Source organism: Rubripirellula reticaptiva (genome assembly GCF_007860175.1).
Taxonomy (GTDB): Bacteria; Planctomycetota; Planctomycetia; order Pirellulales; family Pirellulaceae; genus Rubripirellula; species Rubripirellula reticaptiva.
In genome coordinates, this window is record NZ_SJPX01000003.1 from 325,097 (window position 1) to 347,783 (window position 22,687).

Annotated in this window: 21 protein-coding genes; 11 read left to right on the forward strand and 10 right to left on the reverse strand. The window is 55.2% G+C overall.

Annotated features, from left to right (window positions below; genetic code table 11):
• Window positions 1–356: 356 nt before the first annotated feature.
• Window positions 357–779, forward strand: coding sequence for a small basic protein (locus Poly59_RS30160; RefSeq protein WP_246151645.1), 423 nt, complete (start codon window positions 357–359; stop codon window positions 777–779).
• A 171-nt stretch (window positions 780–950) separates the two neighbouring features.
• The gene (locus Poly59_RS14010) at window positions 951–1,943 is read left to right on the forward strand and encodes an acyl-CoA desaturase (RefSeq protein WP_246151646.1); all 993 of its coding nucleotides are present in this window, start codon (window positions 951–953) and stop codon (window positions 1,941–1,943) included.
• 100 nt (window positions 1,944–2,043) lie between these two features.
• Here Poly59_RS14010 and Poly59_RS14015 read toward each other — a convergent pair whose 3' ends face one another.
• Genes Poly59_RS14015 through Poly59_RS14045 form a run of 7 tightly spaced genes read right to left on the reverse strand, consistent with a single transcriptional unit; the run spans window position 2,044 to window position 7,468 of the window.
• Window positions 2,044–2,988, reverse strand: a complete 945-nt coding sequence (locus tag Poly59_RS14015) for a DUF1559 family PulG-like putative transporter (RefSeq protein ID WP_146534734.1) — start codon at window positions 2,986–2,988, stop codon at window positions 2,044–2,046.
• Window positions 2,989–3,381: a hypothetical protein gene (locus Poly59_RS14020; RefSeq protein ID WP_146534735.1), complete on the reverse strand. Its 393-nt coding sequence runs from the start codon at window positions 3,379–3,381 to the stop codon at window positions 2,989–2,991.
• Window positions 3,378–3,860, reverse strand: a complete 483-nt coding sequence (locus tag Poly59_RS14025; protein WP_146534736.1) for a type II secretion system protein — start codon at window positions 3,858–3,860, stop codon at window positions 3,378–3,380. The genes Poly59_RS14020 and Poly59_RS14025 overlap by 4 nt, the downstream gene beginning before the upstream one ends.
• Window positions 3,857–4,396, reverse strand: a complete 540-nt coding sequence (locus Poly59_RS14030) for a hypothetical protein (RefSeq protein WP_146534737.1) — start codon at window positions 4,394–4,396, stop codon at window positions 3,857–3,859. The genes Poly59_RS14025 and Poly59_RS14030 overlap by 4 nt, the downstream gene beginning before the upstream one ends.
• Window positions 4,393–5,589, reverse strand: a complete 1,197-nt coding sequence (locus tag Poly59_RS14035; RefSeq protein WP_146534738.1) for a hypothetical protein — start codon at window positions 5,587–5,589, stop codon at window positions 4,393–4,395. Before Poly59_RS14035 ends, Poly59_RS14030 begins: the two co-directional genes overlap by 4 nt.
• 23 nt (window positions 5,590–5,612) lie before the next feature.
• Window positions 5,613–6,482 (reverse strand): hypothetical protein, encoded by an 870-nt coding sequence (locus Poly59_RS14040; RefSeq protein ID WP_146534739.1) that lies wholly within the window; start codon window positions 6,480–6,482, stop codon window positions 5,613–5,615.
• The gene (locus Poly59_RS14045) at window positions 6,476–7,468 is read right to left on the reverse strand and encodes a type II secretion system F family protein (protein ID WP_146534740.1); all 993 of its coding nucleotides are present in this window, start codon (window positions 7,466–7,468) and stop codon (window positions 6,476–6,478) included. The genes Poly59_RS14040 and Poly59_RS14045 overlap by 7 nt, the downstream gene beginning before the upstream one ends.
• Window positions 7,469–8,024: 556 nt before the next feature.
• On the opposite strand from Poly59_RS14045, the gene Poly59_RS14050 reads away from it, so the two are divergent.
• From Poly59_RS14050 to Poly59_RS14065, 4 genes are all read left to right on the forward strand, one after another.
• On the forward strand, window positions 8,025–8,633 hold the full coding sequence (locus tag Poly59_RS14050) for an RNA polymerase sigma factor (protein ID WP_146534741.1): 609 nt from the start codon (window positions 8,025–8,027) through the stop codon (window positions 8,631–8,633).
• 352 nt (window positions 8,634–8,985) lie between these two features.
• The gene (locus Poly59_RS14055) at window positions 8,986–9,876 is read left to right on the forward strand and encodes a DUF1559 domain-containing protein (RefSeq protein WP_246151647.1); all 891 of its coding nucleotides are present in this window, start codon (window positions 8,986–8,988) and stop codon (window positions 9,874–9,876) included.
• A gap of 48 nt (window positions 9,877–9,924) precedes the next feature.
• Complete coding sequence (locus tag Poly59_RS14060) at window positions 9,925–10,302, forward strand: BlaI/MecI/CopY family transcriptional regulator (protein WP_146534742.1); 378 nt, start codon at window positions 9,925–9,927, stop codon at window positions 10,300–10,302.
• On the forward strand, window positions 10,299–11,375 hold the full coding sequence (locus tag Poly59_RS14065; RefSeq protein WP_146534743.1) for a M56 family metallopeptidase: 1,077 nt from the start codon (window positions 10,299–10,301) through the stop codon (window positions 11,373–11,375). Before Poly59_RS14060 ends, Poly59_RS14065 begins: the two co-directional genes overlap by 4 nt.
• 12 nt (window positions 11,376–11,387) lie before the next feature.
• Here Poly59_RS14065 and Poly59_RS14070 read toward each other — a convergent pair whose 3' ends face one another.
• Entirely contained in the window at window positions 11,388–12,233 is an 846-nt protein-coding gene (locus Poly59_RS14070; RefSeq protein ID WP_146534744.1) for a hypothetical protein, read from the reverse strand.
• A 111-nt stretch (window positions 12,234–12,344) separates the two neighbouring features.
• On the reverse strand, window positions 12,345–13,634 hold the full coding sequence (locus tag Poly59_RS14075; RefSeq protein WP_146534745.1) for a glycosyltransferase family 4 protein: 1,290 nt from the start codon (window positions 13,632–13,634) through the stop codon (window positions 12,345–12,347).
• Window positions 13,635–13,851: 217 nt separating this feature from the next.
• On the opposite strand from Poly59_RS14075, the gene Poly59_RS14080 reads away from it, so the two are divergent.
• The 3 genes from Poly59_RS14080 (at window position 13,852) to Poly59_RS14090 (ending at window position 18,642) form a co-directional block, all read left to right on the forward strand.
• Complete coding sequence (locus tag Poly59_RS14080; protein ID WP_146534746.1) at window positions 13,852–14,886, forward strand: ROK family protein; 1,035 nt, start codon at window positions 13,852–13,854, stop codon at window positions 14,884–14,886.
• Window positions 14,887–14,964: 78 nt separating this feature from the next.
• Window positions 14,965–16,758: a translation elongation factor 4 gene (gene lepA / locus Poly59_RS14085; RefSeq protein ID WP_146534747.1), complete on the forward strand. Its 1,794-nt coding sequence runs from the start codon at window positions 14,965–14,967 to the stop codon at window positions 16,756–16,758.
• Window positions 16,759–17,172: 414 nt separating this feature from the next.
• Window positions 17,173–18,642: an ammonium transporter gene (locus Poly59_RS14090; RefSeq protein WP_146534748.1), complete on the forward strand. Its 1,470-nt coding sequence runs from the start codon at window positions 17,173–17,175 to the stop codon at window positions 18,640–18,642.
• Here Poly59_RS14090 and Poly59_RS14095 read toward each other — a convergent pair.
• On the reverse strand, window positions 18,635–19,975 hold the full coding sequence (locus Poly59_RS14095; RefSeq protein ID WP_246151648.1) for an MFS transporter: 1,341 nt from the start codon (window positions 19,973–19,975) through the stop codon (window positions 18,635–18,637). The genes Poly59_RS14090 and Poly59_RS14095 overlap by 8 nt on opposite strands.
• 145 nt (window positions 19,976–20,120) lie before the next feature.
• Here Poly59_RS14095 and Poly59_RS14100 point away from each other — a divergent pair, with 145 nt between their 5' ends.
• Together Poly59_RS14100 and Poly59_RS14105 are read left to right on the forward strand one after the other, a co-directional pair.
• On the forward strand, window positions 20,121–20,942 hold the full coding sequence (locus Poly59_RS14100; protein ID WP_146534749.1) for an ABC transporter ATP-binding protein: 822 nt from the start codon (window positions 20,121–20,123) through the stop codon (window positions 20,940–20,942).
• A complete protein-coding gene (locus Poly59_RS14105) occupies window positions 20,939–22,657 on the forward strand; it encodes a hypothetical protein (protein WP_146534750.1) in 1,719 nt (572 codons plus the stop codon). The genes Poly59_RS14100 and Poly59_RS14105 overlap by 4 nt, the downstream gene beginning before the upstream one ends.
• The last annotated feature ends 30 nt before the right edge of the window (window positions 22,658–22,687 follow it).

Here is a 22,687-nt window from a genome sequence, read left to right on the forward strand (position 1 = left end):
CTGGCATTGCAAAGTCCATCCAAGGTGGATGGCTCCCAGCGCAGGAATTCGAACGTGAAAACCAGAGCTGATTAGCTGCCAGAATAAAGGTCTCGAGGGATCTAGCGAGACTTTGGGTGGGATTATCGAGGCGAGTCGTTCGGTAGGTCGCAAAGGCGGGGGGGTTGAAAAAGCCCGGCGACGAGGACTTCTTCGATAGAACTAGCGGGGCCGAAAACAATGGCTGCCGCCCTGTCGATATTATAGCTTGTCGAACATTCTTGCAAAGCAACAAGACGTATTGGCTAGAGAAAGCCGGATTTGGGAGCGCAACCCTTGAATCGCGAGAAATCACGAAAGATCGTTTCGCCTAGCCGATGACTTTCGAAAGTTTCATCGACCTGACCGCGCAAATTGCCCTGAAAACCTTCGTTTATGGCACTGTCCCGAGACAATCCGTCGCAAGATTGCTTTATTTCCGTGGTAACCTTGCAAAATTTCGTGCCAAACCATATCCTCCCATCCCACAAAGCAAACAAAGTCCATTTTCCAATTTACGTTACCATCGAGTTATTCCAATGACCATGGATCGCAGCCTCAAGGTGCAAGCCGGGGCCATCAAGTCGCGAAACGTGCTAACACGGGCCGAGCGGATTGCTCGTCTGAAATCGCTTGACAAATTCGACGAAGAAAAGAGCATCGTTGGCATGCCCAAAGTGCGTGTCTTGAAGGTCTCACTAAAGAGAAAGAAAAAAGTGAAGAAGGCCGAAGACGAGCCCAAGGACAAGAAGAAGAAGTAAACACAGGCAATTTGCCTGCGAGCCGGCCGTCCTTTCCTTGCGAACGGACGCCGGCTTTTTTTTTGTCTCCACCGGTCTATCGGTTACGGTGGAAGCTGGCCTATCGGTTACCGGTGAAGTTGGCGTACGTACATGCTGGACAAACAAGCGGTCTCGCGGAAGGATATCGGGATGGAAGATTCTCTATGTGAACCCGAAACCGAAATCGCGGACGATGCCGCCACTGGGCCATTGCCAACCACTGGCATCGACCCCCAGCGTCTGCCGCGGCCCGAAGAAACCGAACCGCTGCAGATCATGTGGCGGTACGTGATCGTTCTATCGACTGTCCATTTGGTTGCGTTGCTGGCCTTCATTCCCTGGCTATTCACTTGGTCGGGGCTTGTCGCCGCGGTTGCCGGGCACTTTTTGTTCGGCATGATGGGCATCACGATTGGCTATCATCGATTGCTCACCCACCGTGGCTTTGTATGTCCAAAATGGCTCGAGCATACGCTGGCAGTATTGGGGATGTGCAATTTACAGGACAGTCCCGCGCGATGGGTTGCCATTCACCGAATGCATCATCAACACAGCGATCACCAGCCTGACCCACATTCGCCGCTAGTAAATTTTCTGTGGGGACATGTCGGGTGGGTCGTTTGCCGTCACAGACGACTCGACCGGACATCGCATTATGAACGCTACGTCCGCGACCTTCTCAGAGACCCGTTCTATTTGAAACTCGAACGGAAAGACGGCTGGTTCTTCGTCTTTCTAGCTCATGCTATCGCGATTACCTTCACCGGTGCTGTGGTTGGCTACGTTGTGGGCGGCGGACAGTGGGCGGTCGTTGGTAGGTATGCAGCCAGTTGGTACGTTTGGGCGGTCGCAGTTCGCACCGTGTTCGTGCTGCACGGCACGTGGTCCGTCAACTCGCTGTCGCATGTGTTCGGTTATCGCAACTATCAAACTCGTGACCACAGTACCAACAATTGGTTGGTTGCCTTGATCAGCCATGGCGAGGGCTGGCACAATAATCACCACGCTCAACCACGAAGTGCCGCGCACGGACACCGTTGGTGGGAGTTCGACATGTCGTGGCGAATCATTCAGGGCCTCGAACTAGTTGGCCTCGCCAAAGAAGTTGTGCGGCCAAAATCCAAGGTTGCGAGCGACGCCTGATAGCTGGCGTCGAGCTGAATCCTCGGGCCGGGCTCGATGCCTGACCAGACTTTGCCTTTGGCCAGCTGATGGGTTCACTCCCGGGACGTCGTCACCGCGATCAGTCCTGATCGTCGCTGACGGTGTTGCCGTCAACATCAACGACATCGACGAAGGACAACATCTCTCGGGGAATTTCCCCGTCCGCAATCGATGCCATTTGCATCAGCACTTTGCGATCCATTTCGTTACTGCGAAAGTCGACTTCACCGCTGCCCATCAACAGATGCAGGCCACCAGGATGATCGCTGGCGAGACCGCCGACATACGTCGAGGAAACTTCACGGTCGGCAGATTGAACGCCTCGAATTCGGCGACGCTCATCGTTGAGCCCGTGCCCCGCATTTCGCAAACTCGAACGTGTCCCGCTGAACCAACCAAAATCTTCTTCGTATCGAGACAGTTTTTCGCCGACGAACAGCGTGTAAGACAAACCGTCGCTGATCTCGTCAATGGTTGTCGGCAAGTTCAATCGAAAGACTCCGTCGTTGTATTCGTCAATCGGCGTTTCAGTCGACGAAGTGATTCCGGCGTAGCACGTCGCATTATCAGGGATCCCGCTAGCCGACGGACACAACAGTCCTGGCAAACGCAGCATTCGAACGGTCGCATTCTCTGGCGCGTAAACACTTGCTTGTTGATCAATCGCTTCATACACAGCTGCAGCATCCATCATCGGCAATAGCCCTGCGATCCAACTGTGATGGTAGCCCTTGGGAACGTTTTCAATCGGCCCTTTGGCGGCAGACGTCCCGATGGGAAACTGCTGGTTTCGAGTTTCGTAAGCGGAAAGAGCCAAAGACAATTGAACCAAATTGAATTGGCAATTACTGCGGCGTGACAACTCGCGCATGTTTTGCATTGCCGGGACAGCCATCCCGATCAGCACGCCAATGATGGCGATCACCACTAACAGTTCCACCAGAGTAAAACCGGCGTTTCTTCGAGGCCCAGTACAAGAAAAATCAGTCCGAAGCATTTGCATATCAAAAGTAGGAGCCAACATTCATTCGTCCTCGCTGTGAGTTTGTTTTAGTTCGCGGACCAGGAAATCCAATTCACGATCGCCTCGCATCCAGTGCGCTTTAATCCGTTCCGCTTGCCGATCGACTTCGACAGTGATCCGTTCGCCCGAATCCGCAGTGACGGGCAGGCTAACGGTGTCGACATCGAGTTCAGCAACCGCATCAACCGCCGCTTCCATCGCCTTTACCCGCGACTGAAGCCGCGTCCGACCGCGATTCGACCACTCGCCACGGACCAGCGCAGCGGTCGCGGCCGTGATGACGACCAACACGGCCAGCACCAGCATAAAAAAGGCAGCGCCGCGGCGCCGTGTTGCTCGCCGATCAACCGCAATCACGCCGCAGCGTCGGTTAGGCTGTTTCGTCAACGTCATGGCTTGTTCACCTCGATCGTCCAAGAAATGTCAGCTCGTCGCATTAACGCGATTGTGACGCGTCTGGAGTCGGTCTCGATTTTTGGATCACAGGCTACGGGCAACTCAAAGCGATCGACTGCGACCGGCTTGCCGTTTCTAAAAACGTTCCGTTGGATTCGATGCTCGTCTGCAAGAAATTCGTATCGAATTTCACCGTCGTCCGAATTCATCGTCAGCGGCCATTGGTCACCCGAAATCGAATCACTTTCAGCGGCATCGGTGCGGACGCGATCCGCCAAACGCTCAATCGCCAGACGAGCGCGACCGTCAAGCGTGGTTTTCTCGCCGATTTCCGTGACGTCGCGCAACATCCGAACTGCGGTCACGGCCAAAACCAACAGCAACGATAGCGTGGCGATCATTTCCAACAGAGTCATCGCCGACCGCTTGCCATGAGTGACGCGTTGAGACCGGATTGCTGCAAATGAGAGATTCATTCGGTGTCCTCCAGTGCGTCTTTTTGCTCGCCAGCGTCAGCTGCGCCTTCATCCGACTCGTCGGTGGGAGCTTCAACTAACTTTTCGTCGGCTTCTTCGCCGGCGTTCTTACCACCGTCGTTTCCGGCGGGCGGTGTTTCGAGTCGCCAGTCATGCCGCCGCACCAGCGTTCCATCTCCGGCTGAAAACTCGGCGATCACGTGGACGCCATGAATGTCACCATCTTCGAAATCGTCGACTGACACACGAGCGATACAGCCGGCGTTGCTGGCCACGGATTGCCCCGCAGCCTCAGCCTCCTCTCGGACTTCGTCGGCTAGCAATGGGCGTATTCGAGTTAGAAAATTATCTGCGGCTAGTGTGGCCGCCAATTGCCGATCCGATTGCCGTCCCAGATCAACCGATCCTCGCGACAATTTTGCAAGAGCGACACCGGCAGTTGCCAGCATCGCGGCCGCCAAGACCGCTTCGACAATGACACTGCCGTGGACCGCTCTCGCTCGACGAACACATTTCGATTTCAGATCGGGATTCATACACGAGGCTCCGCCAAAGGAGAAATCAGTTGGAAAAGGCTCGAGAAAAAGCCAAACGAGTAACTCAACACCGCAGCGGCCAACAGCAGCACGATGAAAGGGAACAGGAAGCTCATCAGCCAACGCAGATTTGATTGTGAATCCCGAACCGTCTGATCCGCGAACGTTCGCAGCAATTCCGCCGTGCGCCTTGGCGACGCGTCCCCAAGCCAGGCGGCTTCACTTGCGTCGATCCATCCAGCGCGATGGATTGCATCGGACGGAGCGCGTCCCTGCTCGATCAATTCCATCGCGTACTGCAAAGACCGACGCTCGTATCGCCGAACAGAAATCAAATGCCCGACCGCCAGTGCTCGCCCCATCGGCCAGCCATGATCGATCGCATCGGCAAGCCCGCCCAACACCTCGGCTTTATGCTGGGCCAGACGGGGTGTGATCGGAAACCAAGTGGGCAGGCGAAAACCAAAGATGTGACCGCGGCTCATCACCGGTACGACGATCAAGACGACAAAACTAAGCAAGAACAAAATCCAGTACGCCGGCCGCGCCGTCATCATGTCTCGGTTTGACATGTCGATCCCGAACTCATGGAACATCTGCTCAAGCGTTGGAACGATGAACAACGCCATAAAGCTGAACACCAAACACGTGACCGTCGCCGTGATTACCAAATAAAGGAACTGCCCATAGGCCGGCATCCAACCATTCTCGATCGAATCAAGGCCCGCGTCGTGGCTTGCTTCTGCTCTTTCAAATCGATCCATCGCGGCTGACAAGCCACTCCGTTTTTTCGCCGCTTCACCGGTCTCCTCGACGGGGCTTGATACAGGCGTCTGCAAAGCGACCGCGGTTGCCAACTGCAGCGGCACCCGCGACCGCGCGGCCGCTTCGATCGGATCCTGCCCCATCATCAATCGCCGAGCGTATTCGTAACACGGCCCGGCGAGCGGGCCTGACTTCGAAAACGCCACGGCGACTTTCGTGATTGCACCGTCATGCCGACAGACCGCAAGTAGCGTCGAGTTGAAAGCCCGCGAGGCGTTCAAATGTCGGCGGGACGCAAAGTCCATAATCGAAAACACCAACAGCGTCATCATCACCAACCCGAACAATGACGGCAAAAGCACGACAAAGCACAGCAGTGTTAGCAACACCAACAGTGTCCACAGAATGATTCGCAAGGTTCGATTCATGATGCATTCAGTCCTGACAGAGCCTAAAACCCGAAACCGTTGACCATGCTGCCAACTGCTTTCCACATCCAGCCGAGCGTTGCCGAGATCGAAATCCAAATCAAGAAACCAGTTAGCACTGTCGCGATCAAGGGAACGGAATGCGACAGCAACATCAGACGACGTCGCCCGACCTCTAAAAAATGATCCGATGCCAATTGCCACTGTGCCTGAGGCTGTGACTCTGCGGCGCCTAGCAACAACTCAAGTACGGCAACGTCTCCACTTGTATTCGGTAAGTTCGACACGGGCGTTTTCCCCGCTTCGACTCTGTCCGCAGCGTGAAGCAGCCAACTGCGGCAATGGCCCCGGCTAAGCGTTTGGGCGGTCGCGCGAAAGGCTTGAGGGAAAGTGAACCCGGCCGACAGCAAACGCGTCACGGCATTGCTTGCCGACGACCACTGAAGCGCCGACAACGTGGAATGAAGCCCGGGCAATCGCCCCGACACAAAGCCCGTCAGTCCACCAAGAACCAGTGCGACTGCGATCGCAGCGAGTAACCAAGGGGTGTAAATCACGACCGACATCGACGACATGCTAAGAAGTTCGCCAGAGGTCATATCGATACCGAACGGGTCTTGAAAAATCTCGACCACGCTTCGCGACATGACCCACGCCACGACAGCGCTGACGATCGCGGCTAGGGTCAACATCAACCACCCCGAGAACAAACAGAGCTTTGCCCGACGGCACAAGGTTTCGATCTCTCGCTGGCTTTCAATCCACTCGATCGCGATCGCCGAATTGCCCGGCACGGTCGCCAGCAATGACGCGACCGAATCAAGTTTCGATGACGCCGCCGCCGAGCGATTCGGCTGCTGGTTTGCCGCGATACCGCCTGTTGCACTTACCACTGCGCCACCTCGCGATAGACAGGCCCGATAACCCACCAGGCGTACGTAAAAACAAAACCGCATCCGACGACAACCATCGCGACGCGAGGCATCAACTGAGACCAAAAGTAAGCTCGCCGCCGCGATGATTCAGCGTGCCGAGCACCCAAGTAATACAGTCTTGCAACTAAGATCGATGGCTCACGTAGTGCGGTAGAGCTAGACGCAGAATCATTCAGCGAAAATGACAACGCTAATTCATCGCCATCGATATCAGCCAACTCGGACGATTGACCGATCAGCTTGGCGATCGCAGATGCAGACAAGGAAGGGTGCTTGATCGACTGCAACGCAGCATCACCCGATAGCTTTGCCGCTCTTTGAATCGCTTCTTCTTCGGGCACGTCATTCATGATCTGGTCGGCCAAAGAATAGAAGAACAAGCTCAACCTCGAGTGACGAGGCAAAGCGTTCCTCGCTCGCAACGCTCCCCAGATCAAAAGCCCCAACAAGCCCGCTACGATGGGCACCATCCAAACGTTTTGGTTCAACCAACCGCACATCGCAACTAACCAAGGCGACCATTGAAAATCTCGGCCCTCATTTTTCAGCACCAAGGGAACCACTACCTTGATCGTGGTGACATAGGCGATCACCGCCAACAGCAGGGGATAAAAATAGGCAATCCGAGTTGCGCCAGCGAAACGGTCTCGGCGGCGCAGTTGTTGAGCCAATCGCGAAACCATGCGGACGTCGCCGCCACGGCCCGACGCCTCGATCGCCGCGCTGACTTGTGCCGTCATTGGCGAAGCGACTTCGCCGACCGCATCTTCGATCGACTGGCCACGTTCTAACCGATCAGCGATCCGACCAGCGGCTGTGCCAACTCGCCCCATTCGACGCTTCTGCAGCCGGCGCATGGCGGCTTCGACAGGCAACTCCGACGCCAACGCGCAGGCGATTTCGTCAATCAGTCCGGCGAACTGGCGATCACTTAGCTTGACCATGAATGAATGCGCTGGTGAGAGGCGGAACCCAAATAAGACATTCCTTCTATATTAATGATCCCCGACGCCACTGACAAGCCTGACAATGGAAGAAACCACGACCTCGGATCAAAATTTAATGGCTAGCGCGAATGCATCGGCGGGCACAAGATAGGGAATCCGCTGCCAAACATTTCAAGAAAACTTCCCCAGTTGCCCAAATTCTTTGGCGGGCATCGAAGAACGACAAAGCTTTCCCTACTAGCCGGGGTTCTGGTCGCATAGGGGCAATCATGCGATTGGTTTTCTTGGCTTCTAAACAGACGCAGGTCTGACTAGAAGCGGGTGCGAATGGAGAAGGGGCACCATCGATTGATCACTGCGGTGCTTACCCACCCGTGGGTGACGCCGCGACGGCTTTTTCGATGCCACTCTATTCGCACTCGCGTTTTTAACACCGACTGGCTCGCACAAATCGAGCAAGGCAGGCTATAACGAGGGCGTTGCAGCACGGCGTTTGGTGAATTGGCGTGGCTGCGTAGAAAACACCTGCCGCACTCTTCAATGCGCGTCCTTCATGCCAAGCCCTCAGCCCGCCCCGCTGTCGAAGATTTCACCAACAGACCAAACGCTTGTTTGTTTAGTCCGGGATGGCGACGAAGACGCTGCCGAGCAACTTTACGACCGGTACGCTCGACGCGTATTCGGTTTAGTCGATGCGAAACTGGGTGCACATCTTCGCGAGCTTACCGAACCCGAAGATATTGTTCAGTCGGTTTTTCGCAGTATTTTTCGTGGTGTTCGCGCAGGCAACTACGACGCACCGCCGGGGAAAACACTTTGGAGCCTGTTGGCAGTTGTTTCGGTAAGCAAGCTAGTCGACCGAGCAAACTATCATTCGGCCCAATGCCGTGATTCGCATCGAAACGCCCCCCTGGTTGACGGTAATTCACGCGAACTGGAAACGGACCCGCGTGCTCATGAGTTCTTGAAGCTGTGCGTCGAAGAAACCCTGGCAACGCTTCGCCCGATCGAACAAGAAATCATGACTCTTCGAATTGCCGGGCATACGATCGAAGACATCAGCGAAACGGTCGGTCGCAGCGTTCGCACAGTCGAGCGAACCCTCCAAAACACTCGCCAGAAACTGGCGAGCCAACTTCTAAACGATGCGACCGCGGGCTAGTTAAATTCGCGCGCCAATGCGGTAACGCGAGGTCGAGAGAAAATGATCGCCGGTCTTTCGGCGTGCGCGATGGTTCGCAGCAGATCGGCGGAGCGATCGGGCGATTATCTATTACCGTTGAGACCTTGTCACCACCGCAATTGCTGCCCCCGAAATGATGCAAAACGTCACCCCGCCGCGACTCCAAGTGCAATTGCCGTATCACGAGGCCCCTCGTACTATCTAGATTGAACTTGATCGACCGCAAGCTGATTGCGTCACAGAGAACAATGACGGCTAAAGGTCGCTACGCCCGATCGTCGCAAACTTTCTCACCACAAACGTCGTTGAATAACCTGAAACGAGGATACGCGTGATTGACCGTCGCGGATTAACAGTGCTGGAATTGCTGGTCACGATGGTGATCATTGCAATTTTGGTTGCGTTGGTCCTGCCTGCGATCGGATCGGCTCGCGAGGCCGGTCGGCGAATCGTTTGCGTCGACCATCTTCGTGAGGTCGGCTTAGCTCTCCACAACCACCATAATGCTCGAGAAAGCCTGCCGGTCGGCTGGACATACGACCTCGATCATCAATCCGCTTACGGATGGGCGATACAGACTTTACCGTTTCTCTCACAGCCAGGCCTGTTCGATTCAATTGATTCGAAATTGCCGATCGCCAACCCAGCCCACACTGTTGCTAGACAGACAGCGATTCAGGTTTTGCTCTGCCCGTCGGACATCACCGAGCCATCCTTCACGCTGTATAAAGCAAGTGAGGCCGACGACGATGACGACGACGCGTCCCAGAGCAATCGTTCGACTCGCACGAGCGAGCACCCCAACGCTTCGCCGCCCTTGGTTGAGTTGCCGACGGCCAATTACGTCGGGGTGTTCGGAACTCTCGATCCCGATGAAGAAGATTCAGTACTTGCAGGTGACGGAGCGTTCGTAGCAGAGCGGCGAGTTCGATTCCGTGACTTTCAACGCGGACTTAGCAACACTCTGATGATTGGCGAGCGAACGATGGCCTTCATCCCGTCGACCTGGCTAGGCGTCGACATCACCGGCGAAGACGCCACCGGGCGACTTGTCGGTTCAGCTCTCGAAGGCATCAACCATCCCTTTGCCGATGAATGCGAATTTTCAAGTCGTCATCCCGGCGGAGCCAACTTTTTATGGGGCGATGGACATGTCAGTTTCATTGCGGAACAAATTGATTTAAGCGAGTACCACGCCTTAGCCCGATTGCTGCGCCAATAGTCCCTGCATCCAGTTTTATCGCTTGAAGATCACCGAGCCTCACTTCAAATGCAACGAATCCAAATCACAAAATGCGAAGCCGAAGTCATGGAAGTGGTTTGGGCAAAAGGCCAAGTCACCGTTGGTGACGTGGTTGCCGCGATCGATCGCGATCTTGCCTACACGACGATCATGACCACCATGCGGATCTTGGAAGAAAAAGAGTTTCTAAAACGAGGCGAGAAAATTGGTCGAGCTTACACTTACCTTCCCAAGGTAACGCGTGAAAAAGTGCAGGGCGGCATGCTAGCCGAATTGACAGACCAACTGTTCGGCGGTTCCGTCCGCTCTCTTGTACTTAGTCTGATGAAATCAGAACAGATTTCGCACGCCGAGGTCGAAGCGCTCCGGCTAGCAGCAGAGAAGTTAGAAGAGACCGACGAATGAACGAAATGCTGCTAACCGAAGTTTTGGTCGGCCTGCTGATTCAGACAACAGTCGTGGTCGCGATAACATTCGCACTGGACCTTTGGCTGGGCAATTCCCGAGCGAGCTGCCGGCTATGGACCGTCTGCTTTGTCGGCGTCTTATGCCTGGCAATCGCTGGGTTACTGCTGCCCCACTACCGAATGTTTCGCGTTCCCACCATTCGCCCCGGAACCGTGCTAGCGGAAATTTCGCTTTGCCAACCCACTGCCGTGCGGATCGCAACCACCGCTTGGGCGATAGGTTTCGGACTGATGCTGGTATGGCGGTTGCTAAGCTATGTTGGCCTTTGCGTGTTCCTGCGTCGCGATTGCCGGCCGATGACAAAAGACGAGCGCCGCAAATTACCGGTCCAAGTGAACGAGTTCGGGACCGATCTGCGAGTCCTGGTATGCGAGTCAGTTGACGGCGCTTTCTGCTGGCAACTCCACTACCCAACGATTGTCTTGCCCGCTTCGCTATTGCATGACTCACCGACCGAACAACGCCACGTGATCCTGCACGAACTTGAACACCTACGTACCAACCACCCGCTGCAACATTTTCTGCAAGGAGTATGCCGCACACTGTTCTGGTTTCACCCAATGATCTGGATGGCCGGACGACGGGCTGAACTGGTTCGCGAATTCTTGTGCGATGAGCACGCTGCGCTAGCGTGCGGAAAAATTTCATCGTACCTGCGAACGCTGGCAAAGATCGCTCAGCGAAGCAACGTCTCGCCGTCCTGTGTTTTATCATTCGGGCGCAGCAAAAGTGCATTGATCCAGCGAAGCGACCAACTGGTCACCGTTGCCCGGCGAGGCACAGACAACCACGGCAGCGCAGCGATCATCGGCGTCGTAATTTTGGCTTCGACCATCATCCTAACCAGCCAACTTTGGCCCCCCGTCAATCCACTGGCTTCCACACGAAGCGACTGGTCGCCTTGGCCAACATGGACCGCGCAATCACTGCACGATTTTGGAATCCATGTCCGCGATTTTGAATCGTTTGACGAAGATCACGGAATGCACGACCTGCTCCTCGACGACTAGCATCAATCACGACTAACGCCGTCGGCGGAAACGAGCCATGCCGCCGATACCGGCAATCGCAACCAAATCAAGGCTCGAGACTTCGGGAACCGCAACGATCGATGTCTCAAAAGCAAAATCATCAATCGCCCCAAATCGATTGACATTGTCAATTCCCGTTCGTCCGCCATCAAAGCCGATCGAAAAACCTGCGATACCAAGGCCCGCGGGAGCAGTAAAACCGAAAAACAATTCGTGTGCGATTGGCGTCGAAGTGTCGGTTCCGACGTAATCGAACGAGTATGTATGCGACGTGCTATCCGAGAGGGTGGTCGTTAGAAAACCACGCAGCTCTGTTCCACTGACTCCCTTAACTTCGATTCCAAATCCAATTTTCGAAATCACTTCGTTAACCGTATTCGATGCCCCCGACAGGCTAAGCGCAACTTCCGCCCGGTTGAGAACGCTCAACCAGCTACTGCCGGATAACGCTTGAGCAACATTGCCTGGCACCGAATTGCTTCCCACTAGGCCATTGGCGAATTGATTAGCAGGTGTGTCGTTGTTATAGGTCCCTGACAAAGTCAGTTCTTTCCCAAGACTGTACGTACCGACAATATTTCTTATCGCCGCTGGCGTATCGACCGACCCCAGCGCGCCACCCAATTCAAAATCGATCACCCCGCCAGTCCCGTTTGCAAAAGCACTTGCAACGCTTGCTTTGAGTTCCCCGGGGTTCACATTTCCGCCCGCTACCGATTCCAGCAGGACGTTATTGGGATTGAATGCTGATACAGCGATGAATTCAGCTGATGCGTTCATGCAAGTCAGCGACATCAAACCAGCAACTACAACAATCGCGCGAACTGCAAAGTTCATATCAAAGAACCGACATCGTTTAGAGAGGAAATCAGACAAGAAACGCGTGCGAGCTTAGACCTCGCACCGTGGTGCAAATCCTAACTCAGCCGGCACTGATCCGCGTCACACTCAACCAAACAAAATTGTCTTCAAGTGGTCCGCTCCCCGCTCAACTGAGTGGTTTGCGTAGACATTGCGTCGCCCGCCGTCCGACCATCGAAGTCGTGCATGATCGTCCTGCTTGACGTCGCTAATCGCCCGCACTAATTCGTCTAAGTTGCCGGGGCGATACGTTCGCCCCCCGCCTGTCGCGGTGATCAACTCGCCGAAGGCGCCGTGGTCCGGTTGCAATACAGGGACACCCGAGGCAAGAGCTTCCAAAATGAATAGTCCCTTTGGATCCTCGTAGTCCGTTGGAACGCAAAGCAGATCGAGTGACCGCAAGAATGCGACCTTCTTCTCAAGCGACGGACTGCCGTGATGCATGAACCGATTCCCGAGTGATGCCAGATCGATTTTCGCTTGCTGTTCATCAAAGTAAGTCTGATTGTTTTCGCCCAACCATCCGGCCGCATGAAGTCGCAAGTTTTGATGTGATGGATCACCTGCCAGCCGGATGAAGGCATCAACCAGATGATGGAGTCCTTTTTCAGGCGCCATGCGAGCGAGGTAGCCCAAGCGAAACTCGTCTTCGTCCTTGGGAAGTGCTGGCACATCCTGCTGATAAGGCATGACGTCGATCGATAACGGCGTGATGACCATTTTGTGATCGGGAATCTGAAGTAGCTCTCCCATTTTCGCTGCATAGAAATGGCTATGAACAATGAACCGATCAACCGACGTCACCAAGTCGCGACACAGCTCAATCGCTTGCGTCCGGTACTTGGGCGGTAGGTGATCCAGAAAGATATCGTCACCCTGTAACACCACCACCAATCTTGCGTTTGGCAGCGCTACGCGAATCATCGGCAGCGAGCCGCCAATCAACAAGTTGCTTAACACTACCGCGTCGGGGCGAACTTCGTCGGCCAACCAACGAGTCAATCGCCGCACCTCGCCAGACTGTTGACCATGGGCCCCCTGCAGCATGGAAACCGCGAGCGCCCCAAGTTTGGCCGCATCGGTCGAATGTGTCTTTCGTGTGGCCAGGTTCAATAGCAACTTCCAATCCAAAGTCCGGCGGAGAGACTCTGGCACGAATCGCATCCAGGGCCACTGCTGCATTAAATAAATATGGATCCCGCCAAAAAAGACGCGATCGGTGGCCACGCTCGTCTCGTCGGTTCGTATCGGCGTGTAGACAGGCTGCAACAGGCAATCGACACCGTTAGCAATCAACGCCTTTGCCAGTGCGTTGTCGTGCATGCAACTGCCGCAGTACATCCCGGCGGCACCGGCGGTCAGATAAACGGCTTTCATGGAATCTTTGCTCGCCCGTTTGACTCAGTTAAAACGTTTCGATCTCTGACAAATGTCACGTACCCTCGACCGGATTGATGATACAGGCAAGGAAAGAATGCTCGTTGTGACAAATCGGCACCGTTCCTATACTTCCAGTTGATTTCTCGCCTTACTGGCTCGCTGTTCTCCGCCCAACATGGCGAGAATTTCACATTATCCTCCCGTAAACTGGCTCATGGCCCAAAATCCCGACCTCACGGCAATTTCAGACGCAAAAGCCCCCTATTACTGGGGCATAGATGTCGGCGGAACCGGGATCAAAATTGGCTTAGTCGATGATGTTGGCAACACATTAGCATTCGAGTCTCTGCCGACTCGCGAGAGCGAGGGAGCGACCGCCGCAATGCAGCGAGTCGCCGCAGTCATCAACGATTTCGAAGAACAGTTTGACATTTCGGACCAGATACGGCGAGTCGGCCTGGGCGCTCCCGGCCCGATCGACTTACCACGCGGCTATCTGGTCGCCCCACCCCAATTGCCGTCTTGGTGGGACTTCCCGATCCGCGACTTCGTATCGAAAATGCTTGAGCGGCCGGTATCGTTTTTGAACGACGCCAACGCGGCGGCGTTCGGCGAACACTGGATTGGGACCGGCAAGGGTGCCGCATCGATGCTGCTGTTGACCCTAGGCACAGGCGTCGGCGCGGGGATCATCTTAGAAGACCGCATGGTCAACGGCGTCAACAGCTTTGGCAGCGAGTGCGGACACATCTTGGTCGACCCATCGCCCACCGCGCGGCTTTGCGCGTGGGGTGGTGGACGCGGCCAACTGGAAGCCTACGCATCCGCAAGCGCCGTGGTCCAGCGAACTCGCCGGCTGCTAACCGACGGACGAACCAGCTTGATGAGCGGACACTTGCACGGCAACGATACGGAACTGACGGCCAAACGAGTTTACGAAGCCGCGCTCGAATCCGACGAACTGGCGCTGGAAATTATTGACGAGACGGCAAAATGGCTGGGCATCGGAATCACGTCCATCGTTCACACGGTTGATCCCGGCACGATTGTGTTGGGCGGCGCGATGAACTTTGGTGGTGCAGACTGCCCAATTGGCCAGCGATTCTTGCAACGCGTCACGAACGAATTTAAACAACGAACGTTTGAAAACGTGTTCAATGGAACCACCATTGGATTCGCCACACTCGGCGCCGATGCTGGATACTTAGGCGCCGCGGGCTACGCTCGAAACGAAAGTCACACAAACTGATTCCCCGACTGCGACAACAGCCCAACCCGCCCCATCCGATTCATCGCCCCCTCTGCGATCACATTTCGCTCGAAAATTATGACAGCCAATATCCGCAACTTCTGCATCATCGCCCACATCGATCACGGCAAGAGCACGCTCGCTGACCGATTGCTTGAGCATACCGGCACGGTGATGAACCGCGACAAGAAAGAACAGATGCTGGACGACCTTGATCTGGAACGCCAACGTGGCATCACAATCAAGGCTCGCGCGGTGAAGATGAAATTGAAACATAAGGGACAGGAATACGAACTGAACCTGATCGACACGCCTGGTCATGTCGACTTTCAATACGAAGTCTCGCGTTCGCTAGCGTGTTGCGAGGGTGCTTTGTTGCTGGTCGATGCTTTTCAAGGCGTTGAGGCGCAGACGATGGCGAATGCGTTTGCGGCGATGGAACACAACCTGTTCATTGTTCCCGTGATCAACAAGATCGACCTGGCAATGGCACGCCCGGACGAAGTTGCCGAGGAAATGATGAACGCGTTGGGCACCGATCCGGATGACTGTGTCCGCGTCAGTGCCAAGACGGGCTTCGGGGTTGATGAGTTAATCAATACAATCATCACAAAGATTCCGCCGCCGACCGGAGATCCGAACGCCACCTTGCAGGCGATGGTTTTCGATTCGAATTACGACGACTACCGTGGCGCGATAACGTATGTCCGCGTGATGGCGGGTACAGTTAAAAAAGGCCAGAAGATCCAGTTCGTACGAGCCGGAACTGTCCACGAAGTGGTCGAGCTGGGACAATTTGTTCCCCAGCGTCAAGCCAGTGATTCGTTGACGACCGGCCAAGTAGGTTACTTGATTTGCAACATCAAGAGCCTTGGCGATGTCCACATCGGCGACACCGTCACAATCGTCGGTGACAAGGGCGCTCCGGCATTGCCGGGATACGCTCGTCCCAAGCGAATGGTTTATTGCGGGCTGTTTCCAAGTGACGGTCAAGAATTCTCGGACCTGCGTGATGCGCTTGAACGATTGGCCGTGAACGATCCAAGCTTCGAATTTGAACCGGAAACCAGCGATGCGCTTGGGTTCGGATTCCGTTGTGGTTTCCTAGGGCTGTTGCACATGGAAATCATCCAGCAACGCTTGGAAAGCGAATCCAACATTGACTTGGTGCAAACGGCACCGAACGTGACGTACGAAGTCGTCGACAAACGTGGCGAGACAATCATCATTCACAAACCGCAAGACGTTCCCGAGCCTGGTGACATTGCCGAATTTCGCCAGCCGATCGTTCGCTGCAATGTGATCATCCCTGGCGAATTCATCGGTGCAGTGATGAAGCTTTGCCAAGAACGCCGCGGCATTCAGAAGAACCAAGAATACCTCGGCGCGAACCGAGCGATGTTGACGTACGACATTCCGCTGGCCGAAGTGGTGTATGACTTGCACGATAAGATCAAGAGCTGCACCCGAGGCTACGGGACGCTTGATTATGAGATGGTGGGTTATGAGGCGGCTGATCTGTGCCGCATGGACATCATGGTCAACGGCACCCGCGTGGACGCTCTTAGCATTGTCTGCAACAAGGCCGATGCGGACCGGCGAGGCCGGGCGGTTGCCAAGAAACTGAAGGCCGAAATTGAACGTCACATGTTCGAGGTCGCCGTCCAGGCAGCAATCGGCAGCCGGGTGATCGCTCGTGAAACGATCTCAGCGATGCGAAAGAATGTGACGGCCAAGTGTTACGGTGGCGACATTTCTCGAAAACGCAAGCTCTTGCAGAAACAAAAAGAAGGCAAGAAACGCATGAAAGCGGTCGGCAACGTCGAAATCAGCCAAAAGGCGTTCATGGCAGTGCTTAGTGACGGTGATTGATCTGGCCCATGCTCGTTCGCCAAACATTCACGCCGGACGTTCCTGATTGCCTTTCGGACCGGAAACGACCAGCAACTTGGTGTGGAGTGAATCCATCCACTTGATGTATTCACTCCGAAAGCCACGGTTGGGGTGGTCATCCCCAGTAACTGGTCACGCGTTGCCTGTGACGCGTTGCCAGCAATAGGCGAAACCCATATCTTTTGTCCATGTTCTGCTGACCCGTCGGCAGAGAAACTAACAACAAAGCTTTCTTATGTGTTCGGTTGGTGCCCTTCACTGGGCAGCCGCGTTCGGTGCATTCCGAAGGCGGCAGGCGGCCAATCGCTCATGGACTTTTCCGCGAATTGTGCTCGCGGATGCTTCTGTTTGGAAGTGGTTTCGTGAAGGCGATCCTCGAAATTTTGGGTGAGCATGGTGTTTCGTTCTGGAAAATTGATAGCCCTGGCTGGATTCGTCGTCGCCTTGACGATCGTCTCGTCGCTGGGAATGGCGCAAGACGCCGTCGATGCCGCTGATTCGGCAGCGACTTCGTTTGAAATCGCAACCGGCACTGCTTCGGATGTGCCCGAGGGTGCGCTGACGGACGAAGAGATTGCCAACGGGCCGGTCGCGGCCCACAACGCGTGGATGCTGGTTTGCTGCGCCTTGGTGCTGTTCATGACCGCACCTGGTTTGGCAATGTTTTACGGCGGGTTGGTTCGTCGCAAGAACGTGTTAAGCGTGATGATGCAGTGCATCTTTTTGATGGGACTGATGACGATTATCTGGGTGACCTACGGTTATTCGCTCGCCTTTGGCGGCAGCGGCGGATGGATCGGCAACTCGGAATACCTGTTCATGAACGGAGTCCAACGCGTCTATAGCGAAACGCTTCGCCAGCCCGTAACGCCGATGGAAGGCGAAATGACTCGGCTGACTCATATGCTGTTCCAAGGCATGTTCTTCATCATTACTCCGGCGCTGATCTGTGGCGCGTTTGCTGAACGAATGAAGTTCAGCGCGATGGTGGTTTACTCGATCGTTTGGGGATCACTGATCTATTGCCCCCTTTGTCACTGGGTTTGGGACGGCGGGCCACTGTCTTACAACGATTCGAGCATCGCCGGGGGTGCGCTCGACTTTGCTGGCGGGACGGTCGTTCACATCAGCAGCGGTATCTCGGCATTAATCGCCGCGATTCTGATTGGACCGAGAATGGGATTCTTGAAAGAACCCATTCAACCTCACAACCTAACTTACACGGCGCTCGGCGCTGCGATGTTGTGGGTGGGCTGGTTTGGCTTCAACGCGGGCAGCGAATTGATGTCGGATGGTTTGACTAGCAGCGCGTTTGCCGTCACTCATATTTCTGCAGCGGCCGGTGCCGTCGCCTGGGCGATGACCGAATGGGGCGTGCTAGGCAAGCCAACCGTGCTGGGTGCCAGTTCGGGTGCTGTCGCTGGATTAGTTTGCATCACACCCGCGGCAGGCTTTGTGCAACCGATGCCGGCGATCATCATGGGCGTCGCCGCAGGAGTGGTTTGCTACTGGGCGTGTTCAAAGCTGAAGTTCATGCTGAAGTACGACGATGCCCTTGACGCGTTTGGTGTTCACGGAGTCGGCGGGACACTAGGTGCCGTGTTAACCGGTGTCTTCGCAACCCGAGCCTGTTGGGACGTTAGTGGCGGCAAGCCGATCGGACTAATCGAATCCGGTGGTGACCCGAGTTTGGTGATCGGTCAAATCGTGGCCGTTGGCATTACGTTCTTGTTTGCCGGCATTGGCAGCTTTGTCTTGCTGAAACTGATTGACATTTCGATTGGCCTTCGAGTACCTGCCGAACACGAACAGCGTGGACTGGACGTTACCAATCACGGTGAAGACGGATACATGTTCAACTAACAGTCTTTTTCACTTTTAACTGAGTCACGATCGACGCAGCCGTCACGCACAACGTGGCGGCTGCAATCGTTTGTGCTTGTGACACCGACAAAGCACCCGCAATTTGCCCCCACGTCATTGACCCGCCCGCCATCGAAATCGCCATCACCGTCATGTAGCAACTCATGCCGCGCGCTCGAAACTGGTTCGGCAGCGTCATTTGCGCAGACGAGTTCAACGTCGTTAATGTGATCATCCAAGTCGAGCCCATTACAAACATCGACACCAAAGCTCCAATGGCCTCGGTCGCCAAACTCATACCTAACATTCCGCCAGCAAAAACCAAGACCGCTGCAACGACGGTCCAGTCGGTCCCCAAACGCAAATGCATACGGTGCAACAGCCAAGCCGCCGCGACCGCTCCTGCTCCGATGGTCGTAACCAATAATCCAAACCCATCTGCATCCCAGCCAAGCCGGTCTCGCGCGACCAGCGGTAACAACGACCATAGCGCTGAGGCTGGCCAAACGAACATTGCCAGTCGCACAAGCGTTTGACGCATTGCGGGTTGTCCGCGGACATAAGCAATGCCTTCGGTCAACGATTTTCGATACGACAGACCATTCGACGACTCAGTCACGTCGCGTTTCCAACTCGTCAACAGGACGAGCACCGCAGCAAACGAAGCTGCGTTGGCCGCAAATGCGATCCACGGTCCTGCGATCGCAATCAAAATGCCGCCAACCGCCGGCCCGACCGATCGGGCCAAGTTGAAACTGATACTGCCCAACGCGATCGACCGAGCCAATTGAGATCGTGGTACCAGTTCAGGGATCGTTGACTGCCACGTCAAGACGTGCAGCACCATCCCCAAGCCCAACACAAAGGTTAACGCCAACAGCGACCACGCCGTGACGATGCCCGCCAATGTCAAAGCTGCAAGCGTTGACGTCGTCGCCAGCATGCACCACTGAGTGAGAATCAACAGCTTTCGACGATCCACTCGATCAGCCAAAACGCCAGCCGGTATCGCCAACATCATCATCGGCAACGCCATCGCCACACGAACGGCCGAAACCATTTCTGGAGACGAATCCAAATTGGTCATCAACCAACCCGCACCGATTTCGTGAATCCAAGTACCCAAGTTGGACACAATCGATGCAAACCAAAACGCCCGAAAAACCGGAACCGCTAGCGGCGCCCAGGGTGATGGATCGATCGACTCGGCAGCAGCTTCGCTGTTCAACTCGGCGTCTGCATTGATGTTCGTCTCGACGTGCGGCACAACACCGTGCGCCGACTCAGAAACGTGCATATCAGTAGGTCGCGGTTCGATGGCTTCAGATTTCAATTTCGAGAATCCAGTTCACTTTCAACAAACAACCGTTGCAAGCGTAACCACCGGAACAGTTTTCCCATTGTGCACAGACTTACGTGCTAAGTTTCAACAGCATTGCCTCTGATTATAGAAGAACTGTAAACCCAACGATCTTTTGATGATTCACGTCCACGACCTACGCAAGCTTTACGACGACTATTTGGCTGTCGATGGCGTATCGTTCTCACTTCATCCTGGACAGATTTGTGGCTTAGTTGGCCCCAACGGAGCGGGAAAAACGACCACAATGCGATGCCTAGCGGGGCTGATCCGCGCCACCGCCGGATCGATCGAAATTGCCGGCGGACGCATCTGCGATTCATCCACCCAGCGTGATTCGATCGCACTGAAGCGGCAACTCGCCTACGTCCCCGATGATCCACCGCTGTTTGACGACTTGACCGTCCAGCAACACTTGGATTTTATCGGGCGAATCTACGGCGTCACCGATCATCTTGCGAAAGCCAATTCACTGCTCAGTCAGTTTGATCTGCAAAACAAGCGGGACGCTGGCGCGACGACTCTCTCGCGAGGCATGCGGCAAAAGTTGGCCGTCGCCTGCGCGTACCTCTACGACCCTAGCGTCCTGTTGCTCGACGAGCCTCTGACTGGCTTGGACCCACCCGGCATCCGAACTCTGTTGCAATCGATTCGCGACCGAGCAGCAAGCGGCGCGACGATCATCATTAGCAGCCACTTGCTGGCCATGATCGAAGACGTCTGCACACATCTGCTAGTGATGCAAAACGGGAAAGCGAAATACTTTGGTGAAAGCGCTGACTTGCGATCGCAATTCCCCGAAGCGGCCACGCTTGAAGCCGCCTACTTTGCCGCCACGTCCGATCACTCATCATACGCTCCGCTGCCTGGACTATCCGCAATCGATCCATTGAATTCACACCATCAAGTGACCAGTCAATCCACCGGAGTGTATTCGTGAGTGGCTGCGAAACCAGCCAAAGTTCGGCGACCGGCAATTGGGACGCATTCGAAATGCATCGCCAGCTCGCAGCATTGCTAGTTGCGAGAGGACGATTTCGGTTTGCACGCACGATCGCTCGAATGCGTTCGCCGCGCCGTATCGTGGCAACCTCGTTGACCCTGATTTTCTTTTTGGTCTACCTGATTAACGGCATCTTCATTCTTGCAACGCGCCTGCCTGCCGACCCTGAACGACTGCGACTCTGGCTGTCCGGCGGGATGGTCATCTACGCCGTCTATCACGCGGTACGCTGCGCATGGTCGCATCGAACGGCTGATCTAGAAATGAACGATGCGGAAACGTTGTGGCTCGGCGGCGCACCGATCCATCGCTCCACCCTGGCGATCTATCACGTCAACGGACTCGTGTTCTCGTCGGCGTTAAAGACTGCTCTGCTAGCCGTTGTTCTGGCCGTCGACGTGAACCACGTCGGCCTGCTTTGCTTGGGCGTTTTCGTATCGCTGCTATTGCTAGAAATTGTGCGATTGACGATTGCCAGATGGGCTTCGTCGATCGATCGTCCAACCCGCTCGTGCTTTCGATTTGCTGCGACCACGGTTGCCGCAGCGCTTGCCTTGCAGGTGATCGCTCGAGTCATCGCGATGACACCGCCCGGTTCGGGAACGCCCGTCTATCTGATCAACGGTTTTTCAGCTCTCGGACAAACTGCAGCTTCGGATACGATTCAGTGGCTGTCATCCCCTTGGGTCGCAGCAGCCCATTTAGCCGTGACCGCACACTATACTTTTTTGACAGCTGCCCAGATCGCCGCGTCCGTTGCCGTGCTTCCGCTATCGATTTGGATTCTGATTCGCATCGACCGCGTCTCGTCGCGACGATCACACGCACTCGAAGTTGAGCGTCTTGAATCTGGCTGCTGCAACCACAATGGGATTGCTGAGTTGACCGACAGCAGTGTCGCAAACAGTCTCGCCGACATTCAGCTTCTTCGTCGATTTGGCGTTACGGATATGGTGGCTGTGATGGCCCGTCAATGGGTCAGCGTCAAGCGTTACCGCAGCACAATCTTGTTCAGCTTTATCGTGCCGACGTTGCTGTGTTTGTCACCACTCGTGACGGGTCGCATCACGGACCAGTGGCTGTTTGTGGTCGGCGGCATCGCCCTTTGCACCATGTTGCTGGCACCACCGGCATTACGCATCGACTTTCGCCGCGACTTAAAACGCATGTTGTTGCTGCGTTCGTTGCCCGTCCGTCCGATGTCGATGGTCTTGGGCCAATTGACAATTCCAGTGTTGATCACCTGCTTGTTTCAGTGGACAACGATTGCCGTTGCAGCTGCGGTCACAGCACCGGGATGGCCAGCGGTTGCGATGTGGACAGGCATGTTGGCGGCACTTTCGCTGTTCACTTTTGGGGTCGAGAACGCACTGTTCCTGGCCTTTCCCCATCACGAGAACGCTCAAGGCGTCGCGATGATGGTGCGTGCAAAACTAACATTTCTGGGCAAGGCTGCCGTTCTGCTAGCCGCACTCGCGTTGCTGGCGGCGTGGGCAACTTGGTGCAAGAGTTTCCTACCACCCGAAATCGCAACCACGTTGATGGTGACTGGTGCGGTTGCAGTCACATGGGCATTGGCGGCAATCTCAGTCTTTCTGGCAACATGGTGCTGGGGACGGTTTGATCTGTCCCTGGATGTGCCGCCCGCGTAACTCGTCCGCTCGATTCCTACGCACAGTGCG

Bases quoted from the DNA above. Each gene is read 5' to 3' on its own strand.
- Poly59_RS30160 (WP_246151645.1), top strand. From the start codon at position 357: ATGACTTTCGAAAGTTTCATCGACCTGACCGCGCAAATTGCCCTGAAA.
- Poly59_RS14010 (WP_246151646.1), top strand. From the start codon at position 951: ATGGAAGATTCTCTATGTGAACCCGAAACCGAAATCGCGGACGATGCC.
- Poly59_RS14015 (WP_146534734.1), bottom strand. From the start codon at position 2,988: ATGTTGGCTCCTACTTTTGATATGCAAATGCTTCGGACTGATTTTTCT.
- Poly59_RS14020 (WP_146534735.1), bottom strand. From the start codon at position 3,381: ATGACGTTGACGAAACAGCCTAACCGACGCTGCGGCGTGATTGCGGTT.
- Poly59_RS14025 (WP_146534736.1), bottom strand. From the start codon at position 3,860: ATGAATCTCTCATTTGCAGCAATCCGGTCTCAACGCGTCACTCATGGC.
- Poly59_RS14030 (WP_146534737.1), bottom strand. From the start codon at position 4,396: ATGAATCCCGATCTGAAATCGAAATGTGTTCGTCGAGCGAGAGCGGTC.
- Poly59_RS14035 (WP_146534738.1), bottom strand. From the start codon at position 5,589: ATGAATCGAACCTTGCGAATCATTCTGTGGACACTGTTGGTGTTGCTA.
- Poly59_RS14045 (WP_146534740.1), bottom strand. From the start codon at position 7,468: ATGGTCAAGCTAAGTGATCGCCAGTTCGCCGGACTGATTGACGAAATC.
- Poly59_RS14050 (WP_146534741.1), top strand. From the start codon at position 8,025: ATGCCAAGCCCTCAGCCCGCCCCGCTGTCGAAGATTTCACCAACAGAC.
- Poly59_RS14060 (WP_146534742.1), top strand. From the start codon at position 9,925: ATGCAACGAATCCAAATCACAAAATGCGAAGCCGAAGTCATGGAAGTG.
- Poly59_RS14065 (WP_146534743.1), top strand. From the start codon at position 10,299: ATGAACGAAATGCTGCTAACCGAAGTTTTGGTCGGCCTGCTGATTCAG.
- Poly59_RS14070 (WP_146534744.1), bottom strand. From the start codon at position 12,233: ATGAACTTTGCAGTTCGCGCGATTGTTGTAGTTGCTGGTTTGATGTCG.
- Poly59_RS14075 (WP_146534745.1), bottom strand. From the start codon at position 13,634: ATGAAAGCCGTTTATCTGACCGCCGGTGCCGCCGGGATGTACTGCGGC.
- Poly59_RS14080 (WP_146534746.1), top strand. From the start codon at position 13,852: ATGGCCCAAAATCCCGACCTCACGGCAATTTCAGACGCAAAAGCCCCC.
- lepA (WP_146534747.1), top strand. From the start codon at position 14,965: ATGACAGCCAATATCCGCAACTTCTGCATCATCGCCCACATCGATCAC.
- Poly59_RS14090 (WP_146534748.1), top strand. From the start codon at position 17,173: ATGGTGTTTCGTTCTGGAAAATTGATAGCCCTGGCTGGATTCGTCGTC.
- Poly59_RS14100 (WP_146534749.1), top strand. From the start codon at position 20,121: ATGATTCACGTCCACGACCTACGCAAGCTTTACGACGACTATTTGGCT.